9 protein-coding genes are annotated in these 8726 nt (G+C 67.6%); 8 read left to right on the plus strand and 1 reads right to left on the minus strand.

What is annotated here, in order from left to right; all coding sequences use genetic code 11:
- The 8 genes from JMF90_RS12445 to JMF90_RS12480 form a co-directional block, all read left to right on the plus strand.
- Nucleotides 1–316: thiamine pyrophosphate-dependent enzyme (locus tag JMF90_RS12445; RefSeq protein ID WP_236597974.1), on the plus strand; the 316-nt coding region annotated here is incomplete at its 5' end.
- On the plus strand, nt 309–1136 hold the full coding sequence (locus tag JMF90_RS12450) for an aspartate dehydrogenase (RefSeq protein ID WP_011547429.1): 828 nt from the start codon (nt 309–311) through the stop codon (nt 1134–1136). The genes JMF90_RS12445 and JMF90_RS12450, both read left to right, overlap by 8 nt.
- A 72-nt stretch (nt 1137–1208) precedes the next feature.
- Nucleotides 1209–2699: an aldehyde dehydrogenase gene (locus tag JMF90_RS12455; RefSeq protein ID WP_011547430.1), complete on the plus strand. Its 1491-nt coding sequence runs from the start codon at nt 1209–1211 to the stop codon at nt 2697–2699.
- A gap of 18 nt (nt 2700–2717) precedes the next feature.
- The gene (locus JMF90_RS12460) at nt 2718–3680 is read left to right on the plus strand and encodes a VOC family protein (protein ID WP_011547431.1); all 963 of its coding nucleotides are present in this window, start codon (nt 2718–2720) and stop codon (nt 3678–3680) included.
- Complete coding sequence (locus tag JMF90_RS12465) at nt 3677–4921, plus strand: NAD(P)/FAD-dependent oxidoreductase (protein WP_011694776.1); 1245 nt, start codon at nt 3677–3679, stop codon at nt 4919–4921. Before JMF90_RS12460 ends, JMF90_RS12465 begins: the two co-directional genes overlap by 4 nt.
- Before the next feature lie 38 nt (nt 4922–4959).
- A complete protein-coding gene (locus JMF90_RS12470) occupies nt 4960–6360 on the plus strand; it encodes an MFS transporter (protein ID WP_011547433.1) in 1401 nt (466 codons plus the stop codon).
- Nucleotides 6361–6531: 171 nt separating this feature from the next.
- Nucleotides 6532–7083, plus strand: coding sequence for a GNAT family N-acetyltransferase (locus JMF90_RS12475; RefSeq protein ID WP_011547434.1), 552 nt, complete (start codon nt 6532–6534; stop codon nt 7081–7083).
- A 75-nt stretch (nt 7084–7158) separates the two neighbouring features.
- Nucleotides 7159–7560, plus strand: a complete 402-nt coding sequence (locus JMF90_RS12480; protein WP_011547435.1) for a PPC domain-containing DNA-binding protein — start codon at nt 7159–7161, stop codon at nt 7558–7560.
- 146 nt (nt 7561–7706) lie between these two features.
- Here the strand turns inward: JMF90_RS12480 and JMF90_RS12485 are convergent.
- A partial coding sequence (locus JMF90_RS12485) for an aconitase family protein (protein WP_236597975.1) occupies nt 7707–8726 on the minus strand: 1020 nt, incomplete at its 5' end.

An 8726-nucleotide genomic window follows, 5' to 3' on the forward strand; every position in this document is an offset into this window, starting at 1 on the left:
CGCGAACGTGATGATCGTGCTGATGAACGACCAGTGCTACGGCGTGATCCGCAACATCCAGGATGCGCATTACGGCGGCCGCCGCTGCTTCGTGCAGCTGCACCAGCCCGATTTCGCGCAGTTCTGCGCGAGCTTCGGCCTCACGCACTACCGGATCACGTCGCTCGACCAGGCCGAAGCGATCGTGCGCGAAGGGATCGCGAAGGAAGGGCCGGTGATGGTCGAGGTCGACATGCTGTCGGTCGGCTCGTTCGCGTCGAACTTCGCGGGGCCGCCGGTGAAGAAGGAAGCGCCGACGGAGCGCCAGTATGCATAACGGGCAAAAGCGGGCGCGCGCCCCCGTCGACGTCGCGATGATCGGCTTCGGCGCGATCGGCGCGGCCGTGTACCGCGCGGTCGAGCACGATGCGTCGTTGCGCGTCGCGCACGTGATCGTGCCGGAACACCAGCGCGCGGCGGTGCAGCGCGAACTCGGCGGCGCGGTGGAGGTCGTGTCGTCGGTCGACGCGCTGGCCCGCCGCCCCGAGTTCGCGCTCGAATGCGCGGGCCACGGCGCGCTCGTCGATCACGTCGTGCCGCTGCTGAAGGCCGGTACCGACTGCGCGGTCGCGTCGATCGGCGCGCTGTCCGATCTCGCGCTGCTCGACGTGCTGTCGCGGGCCGCCGACGAAGGCGGCACGACGGTGACGCTGCTGTCCGGCGCGATCGGCGGCATCGACGCGCTGGCGTCCGCGAAGGAGGGCGGGCTCGACGAAGTGCGGTACGTCGGCCGCAAGCCGCCGCTCGGCTGGCTCGGCACGCCGGCCGAGGAATTGTGCGACCTGCGCGCGATGACCGAGGAAAAGGTGATCTTCGAAGGCAGCGCGCGCGACGCCGCGCGGCTGTATCCGAAGAACGCGAATGTCGCGGCGACGGTGGCGCTCGCGGGCCTCGGCCTCGACGCGACGCACGTACGCCTGATCGCCGATCCGGCCGTCGAGCGCAACGTGCACCGCATCACCGCGCGCGGCGCATTCGGCGAGATGTCGCTGGAGATGAGCGGCAAGCCGCTGCCCGACAACCCGAAGACGTCCGCGCTGACGGCGTACAGCGCGATTCGCGCGCTGCGCAACCGCGCGGCCTGCTGCGTGATCTGACCGGACCATCGAGCATCCGCCCGCGCCACGGCGAGGGCGGATGTGCAGAGACAGATTTGTGGGACTTGTGACATGACTCCTTTCGATACGCGCCTCGTACCCGACGGCAACATCCTGATCGGCGGCGAGTGGCGGCGCGGCCGTGGCGCGCCTTACACGAGCATCTATCCGGCCGACCAGTCGGTGAACATGGAAGTGTCGACGGCGAACGCGGAAGACGCGGCCGACGCCGTCGTGGCGGCCGACGCCGCATGGCGTCGCGCCGACTGGGCCGGCCTGAAGCCGCACCAGCGCACGCACGTGCTGTACCGCATCGCCGACCTGATCATGCAGCGCCAGGAAGCGCTCGCGAACCTGCAGCGCCGCGACAACGGCAAGCCGATCGGCGAGACGCGCGTGCTGGTGGCCAGCGCCGCGAACACGTTCCGCTACTTCGCGGCCTGCCTCGAAACGCTCGACGAAGAGCTGACGCCGTCGCGCGGCGACTACCTGACGATGAGCGTGTACGAGCCGATCGGCGTGATCGCGGCGATCACGCCGTGGAATTCGCCGATCGCATCCGACGCGCAGAAACTCGCGCCGGCGCTCGCCGGCGGCAACGCGGTGGTGCTCAAGCCGGCCGAAGTCACGCCGCTCGTGTCGCTCGCGCTGGCGCGCATCTGCGAGGAAGCCGGCGTGCCGAAGGGCGTGCTGAGCGTGCTGCCGGGCAAGGGCTCGGTGATCGGCGACGTGCTCGTGCGTCATCCGCTGGTGAAGAAGGTGTCGTTCACCGGCGGCACCGAAGTGGGCCGCGGCATCGCGCGCATCGCGGCCGAGAAGCTGATGCCGGTATCGCTCGAACTCGGCGGCAAATCGCCGACGATCGTCTGCGACGACGCCGATCTCGATCACGCGGTCAACGGCGTGCTGTACGGCATCTTCAGCTCGTCTGGCGAAGCCTGCATCGCCGGTTCGCGGCTGTTCGTGCAGCGCGCGGTGTACGACGCATTCATGCAGCGGCTGGTGGCCGGCGCACGCAAGCTGCGCGTGGGCGACCCGACGCGGCCCGACACGCAGATGGGCCCGCTGATCACCGCGAAGCATCGCGAATCGGTGGAACGCTACGTCGCGCTCGGGCTGGAAGAGGGCGGCCGCCTGCTGTGCGGCGGCGAGCGGCCGTCGGGCGACGGGCGCGAGCACGGCTTCTTCTATCAGCCGACGATTCTAGAAGGCTTGCCGAACAGCGCGCGCATCTGCCAGGAGGAAATCTTCGGGCCGGTGCTGGTCGCGATGCCGTTCGACGACGAGGTGTCGCTGATCGCGCAGGCGAACGACAGCGTGTTCGGCCTCGCGGCCGGCATCTGGACGCGCGACTACAAGCGTGCATGGCGCATCGCGCGTGCGCTGGAGACGGGCACCGTCTGGATCAACACGTACAAGCTGTTTTCGATCTCCACGCCGTTCTCGGGCTGGAAGGAGAGCGGGATGGGCCGCGAGAAGGGGCGTCTCGGCATCCGCGAATACATGCAGCAGAAGAGCCTCTACTGGGGCTTGAACGACGCGCCGCTGCCGTGGGCGAACTGAGCGAAGGGGAATGACGCAATGAGCATCTTGGGAATCGAGCAGATCACGTACGGTGTCGACGACCTCGCGACGTGCCGACGCTTTTTCGCCGACTGGGGCTTGAAGGAAATCGCGCACGACGACACGCGTGCGCGTTTCGAGACGCTGAACGGCTGTACCGTGCTGGTCGTGAAAGCCGACGATCCGTCGTTGCCGCCCGCGTTCGAGGCCGGCCCGACGCTGCGTGAAGTCACGTGGGGCGTCGCGACGCCGCGCGAACTCGACGCACTGCGCACGAAGCTGGCCGGCCAGCCCGGCTATTACGCGCAGGACGATGCGGTCGGCTGCATCGATCCGAACGGGATGGCGATCCGTATCGAAGTGACGCGCAAGCGCGCGCTCGACATCACCGGCTCGCCGTCGAATGTGTGGGGCCAGACGCTGCGCGTCGACCAGCCGAGCCCGATCTATGCGCGTGCGGAGCCGGTCGAAGTCGGGCACGTGGTGTTCTTCACGAACTGCCTCGACGCACAGGAAACGTTCTATCACGAGCTGCTCGGCTTCGAGACGTCGGACCGTTATCCGGGCCGCGGCGCATTCATGCGCTGCGCGCCGCACGGTGGCCATCACGACCTGTTCCTGCTCGCGCTGCCGAATGGCAAGCGCGGCCTGAACCACGTCGCGTTCACCGTGCGCGACATCCACGAAGTGTTCGGCGGCGGCATGCACATCGACCGCTGCGGCTGGGAAACGCAGCTCGGCCCGGGGCGTCATCCGGTGTCGTCCGCGTACTTCTGGTACTTCCAGAATCCGGCTGGCGCGCTGATCGAGTACTACGCGGACGAAGACGTGCTGACGCCCGAATGGCAGCCACGCGAATTCGAACCGGGCCCGACGGTGTTCGCCGAATGGGCGGTCGACGGCGGCCTCGACGGCAACACGCGCCGGCAGAAGAACGCGAAGGCGCCGGAAGGCAAGTTCATGACGGAGCGCAAATCGTGAGCGAAGCAAACACACAGGAGCAGCCCGCGCCGGGCACGGTCGTCGTGATCGGCGGCGGCCAGGCGGCCGGCTGGGTGCTGAAGACGCTGCGCGCCGAAGGCTTCGCGGGCCGTCTCGTGATGATCGCCGACGAGCCGCATCTGCCGTACGAGCGCCCGCCGTTGTCGAAGGCCGTGCTGGCCGGCGACGCGGACATCGAAACGGTGCGCGTCGTGCGCCCCGACGAATTCGACGCGCTGAATGTCGAAGCGTGGCAGCCGGAACGCGCGGCGTCGATCGATCGCACGCGCCGCGTGGTGAAAACCGAAAGCGGCCGCGAGATCGAATACGACCGGCTCGTGATCGCGACCGGCGGCACGTCGCGCCGCTTGCCCGATGCGCTCGTCAAGACGCCGCACCTGCATTACCTGCGTACGCTCGACGAAGCGGCCGCGCTTGGCGAGAAGCTGCGCGCGAGCCGGCGCGTGCTCGTGATCGGCGGCGGCTGGATCGGCCTCGAAGTCGCGGCGACCGCGCGCAAGCTCGGCGTGGATGCAATCGTGGTCGAAGGCGCGCCGCGCTTGTGCGGCCGCTCGGTGCCGCAGATCGTGTCCGACTTCCTGCTCGACCTGCATCGTTCGAACGGTGTCGACGTGCGACTTGGCGTGGCACTCGAATCGCTCGATGCGCAACCGGACGACGCGTCGAAGGTGCGGGCGACGCTCGCCGACGGCACGACGATCGACGCCGATTTCGCGGTGGCCGGCATCGGCCTCGCGCTCAATGCATCGCTCGCGAGCGACGCGGGGCTCGCGATCGACGACGGCATCGTCGTCGACGAATACGGCGCGACCAGCGACCCGGCGATCTTCGCGTGCGGCGACGTCGCGAACCATCACAACGGCTGGCTGAAGCGGCGCGTGCGGCTCGAATCGTGGGCCAACGCGCAGAACCAGGCGATCGCGGCGGCGAAGGCCGTGCTCGGCGTGCGTGCACCGTACGCGGAGATTCCGTGGTTCTGGTCCGATCAGTACGACGTGAACCTGCAGATCCTCGGTGATCTGCCGGCCGATGCGCAGCTCGTCGTGCGCGGCGATCTCGCCGCGCGTCGTGCGACGCTGTTTTTTGTCGGCGACGGGCATGTGAGAGGTGTCATCGCCGTGAACAACGCGCGTGAGTTGAAGCTCGCGCGCAAGTGGATGAACCAGGGCCGGGCGGTGAATACGGAAGCCCTGGCAGACACGACCCAAGCGCTTGCCTGACCGGCCCAACCCGGAAAGAGATCCAGGAGATCCCCCGCATGAGCACTTTCGACAATGTCGTGGCCGGCAGGGCCGCGACGGAAGCTGCCGCCTCCACGCCCGGCGCGATCATCGCGCGGCTCGAGCGGCTTCCGGCCAACGCGATGCAGATCCGCGCACGCGTGCTGATCGGCACCGCGACGTTCTTCGACGGCTTCGACGTGATCACGATCGCGGCGACGTTGCCGCTGCTGATTCACAAATGGGGGCTGTCGCCGACGCAGATCGGCATGCTGATCGCGTCCGGCGCGATCGGCCAGCTGATCGGCGCATTCCTGTTTCCCGCGCTCGCCGAAAAGCACGGCCGCGTGAAGGCGATCGCGTGGAGCTCGGCCGTGATCGGCATCACGAGCATCGCGTGCGGCTTCGCGCCGACCTTCGAGATCTTCGTGCTGCTGCGAATCCTGCAGGGGCTCGGGCTCGGCGGCGAGTTGCCGGTCGCCGCGACGTACATCAACGAGATCACGCGCGCACATGGCCGCGGCCGCTTCGTGCTGCTGTACGAGATCGTGTTCCCGATCGGCCTGCTCGTGTCGATGGCGCTCGGCGCGTGGCTCGTGCCGCGTTTCGGCTGGGAGATCATGTACTTCGTCGGCGGGCTGCCGCTGATCCTGTCGCTCGTGCTCATCCACCTCGTGCCGGAATCGCCGCGCTGGCTCGCGTCGCGCGGGCGGCTCGCGGAAGCCGGGCGTGCGGTCGGCGTGTTCGAAGGATCGGTGCGCGGCGAGCTGCCGCCGGTCACGCAGGTGGCCGCGTTCGACGAGATGGTGCGCCAGCATCCGAAGCGCAGGATGAGCGACCTGTTCAGCGCCGCGTATCGCAAGCGCACGCTCGCGGTGGCGACGTTGTGGGCGACCTGCGGGTTCATCCAGTACGGGCTGTCGACGTGGCTGCCGACGATCTACAAGAACTTCTATCACGCGCCGCTGCAGCTCGCGCTGAACCTCGCGGTGATCGGTTCGGTGATGGGCGTGCTCGGGTCGCTCGCTTCCGCGCTGCTGGTCGACAAGCTCGGCCGCAAGCCGGTGATCGTGTGGTCGTTCGTGCTGTGCGCGCTGTCGCTGGCGCTCGCGGGTATCTATCACGCGTCGTCGGTGTACGTGGTCGCGGTGTTCTGCTCGCTGTCGCTCGGGCTGATGGCGTCGGGCTTCATTACCGCGTACGTCTATACGCCGGAACAGTATCCGACGAGCATTCGCGCGTCGGGCTGCGGGCTCGGCAGCGCGTGGCTGAAGATCGCGTCGTTCGCCGCGCCGATGATCGTGCCGCACGCGATCATCGGCGGGAACCTCGCGCCGGCGTTCTACCTGATCGGCGTCGTGCCGCTGATCGCGGCGGTGACCGTGCATTTCGTCGGAATCGAGACGAAGGGGAAGGTGCTGGAAGCGCTCGAAGCGTAAGCGTATTCCGCAGCGGCGGATGGCGTGAACCGAAAGGCTCGGGCGATGTTCCCCGGGCCTTTTTGTTTCGCGGCGCTCCCGCAGTGGTGTGCGGCGCCGAGCGTACGCGCGATTGTTGGCGCGCGGCTCGCGTGTTCTAATTCACGGTCCCGATTTCGTCAGACGAAAGCCATGCCCCTGTTCGAACCCGTCACGCTGACTACCTCCCGCCTTGTCCTGCGGCCGCTTCGCGACGCCGACGCGCCGGCCTTCTTCGAGATCTGGTCCGATGCGGAAGCGATGCGCTACTTCTCGTTCTCGCCGATGACGCAGATCGAGCAAGCCGAGGCGCGCGTCGCGCGCAACGTGCAGACGTCCGCGAGCGGGGAGAGCCTGACCTGCGTGCTGGAACTGCGGGAAACCGGCGAAGCGCTCGGCGAATGCGTGCTGTTCCACGCGAACGAGCAGTGCCGGCGCGCCGAGATCGGCTTCAGCCTGCGGCGCGCGTTCTGGCGCGGCGGATACATGCGCGAAGCGGCGTCGGCGTTGATCGACCATGCCTTCGGCACGCTGCGGCTGAACCGGCTCGAGGCCGATATCGATCCGCGCAACGCTGCGTCGGCGGGGCTGCTCGAGCGGCTCGGCTTCGTGCGGGAAGGGCTGCTGCGCGAACGCTGGATCGTCGGCGACGAAGTGTCGGACAGCGCGCTGTACGGGTTGCTGGCGAGCGATCGCGGCATGTAAGCGGGCCGACTTGCCGGATTCCCCGGGCGAACGTACGCTTGGTCGACCCCACGATCGACCAACAGGTTCTCGACCATGCAAGCCCATCCTCTGCGTCTTTCCCCCGGCGACGATCTGCGCGGCGCCATCGAGGCAGCGCTACATCGGCACGAAGCGCACGCGGCCTTCGTGATCCAGGGGATCGGCAGCCTGAGCGTCGCGCAGTTGCGCTTCGCCGGCGTCGACCAGCCGACCGAACTGCGCGGCGACCTCGAAATCCTGACGCTGGCCGGCTCGGTGTCGCCGGACGGCGCGCATCTGCATATGTCGATCTCGGATGCGGACGGCCGCGTGACGGGCGGCCATGTCGCGCGCGGCTGCGTGGTGCGCACGACGGCCGAGATCCTGCTTGCGCTGCTGTCCGCGCATCGTTTCTCGCGCGAGCCCGATGCGGGCACCGGCTTCAACGAACTGGTGATCCGGCGCGATCCTTCGTGAGCCGGGCGGCGACGCCGCATGCGTGTCGTGCAGCGGCGGTCGCGCCGTCGTTTCCATCCCGCATAAAAAAGCGCCGCGGCCATTCGGCCCGCGGCGCCTTTCGGTGCGCTGCGACGTCGACCACCCGCCGCAGCCCGACTGCGTACTTATACCTGCACGGTATCGGCCACTTCCTTGAAGTCTTCGATCTGGTCGAAGTTCATGTACTGGTAGATCTTGTCGCCGTTCGCGGTGAGCACGCCCATGTCGGCCATGTACTCTTCCTTGGTCGGGATCTTGCCCAGACGCGAGCAGATCGCCGCCAGTTCAGCGGAGCCGAGGTACACGTTCGTGTTCTTGCCGAGACGGTTCGGGAAGTTGCGGGTCGACGTCGACATGACCGTCGCGCCTTCGCGCACCTGTGCCTGGTTGCCCATGCACAGCGAGCAGCCCGGCATTTCGGTCCGTGCGCCGGCCGTGCCGAACACGCCGTAGTGGCCTTCTTCCGTCAGTTGCTTCTGGTCCATCTTGGTCGGCGGCGCGACCCACAGCTTGACCGGAATGTCGCGCTTGCCTTCGAGCAGCTTCGACGCGGCACGGAAGTGACCGATGTTGGTCATGCACGAGCCGATGAACACTTCGTCGATCTTCGCACCGGCGACGTCGGACAGCGTCTTCACGTCGTCCGGGTCGTTCGGGCAGGCGACGATCGGCTCGTGGATGTCGGCGAGGTCGATCTCGATGACGGCCGCGTATTCGGCGTCGGCATCCGGCGACAGCAGTTGCGGGTCGGCCAGCCACTGTTCCATCGCCGCGATGCGGCGTTGCAGGCTGCGCGGGTCCTGGTAGCCCTGCGCGATCATCCACTTGAGCAGCGTGACGTTGCTGTTCAGGTACTCGATGATCGGTTCCTTGTTCAGGTGCACCGTGCAACCGGCAGCCGAACGCTCGGCGGACGCATCCGACAGCTCGAACGCTTGCTCGACCTTCAGGTCCGGCAGGCCTTCGATTTCGAGGATGCGGCCGGAGAAGATGTTCTTCTTGCCTTGCTTGGCGACCGTCAGCATGCCTTGCTTGATCGCGTACAGCGGAATCGCGTTGACGAGGTCACGCAGCGTGACGCCCGGCTGCATCTTGCCCTTGAAGCGGACCAGCACCGACTCAGGCATGTCCAGCGGCATCGTGCC

This window comes from Burkholderia sp. E168m23 (assembly GCF_016586125.1).
In the GTDB taxonomy this organism is placed as follows: domain Bacteria; phylum Pseudomonadota; class Gammaproteobacteria; order Burkholderiales; family Burkholderiaceae; genus Burkholderia; species Burkholderia orbicola.

Coding starts and splice junctions, on each gene's coding strand:
- JMF90_RS12480 (WP_011547435.1), top strand. CDS start 7,159: ATGCAAGCCCATCCTCTGCGTCTTTCCCCCGGCGACGATCTGCGCGGC.
- JMF90_RS12475 (WP_011547434.1), top strand. CDS start 6,532: ATGCCCCTGTTCGAACCCGTCACGCTGACTACCTCCCGCCTTGTCCTG.
- JMF90_RS12460 (WP_011547431.1), top strand. CDS start 2,718: ATGAGCATCTTGGGAATCGAGCAGATCACGTACGGTGTCGACGACCTC.
- JMF90_RS12450 (WP_011547429.1), top strand. CDS start 309: ATGCATAACGGGCAAAAGCGGGCGCGCGCCCCCGTCGACGTCGCGATG.
- JMF90_RS12470 (WP_011547433.1), top strand. CDS start 4,960: ATGAGCACTTTCGACAATGTCGTGGCCGGCAGGGCCGCGACGGAAGCT.
- JMF90_RS12455 (WP_011547430.1), top strand. CDS start 1,209: ATGACTCCTTTCGATACGCGCCTCGTACCCGACGGCAACATCCTGATC.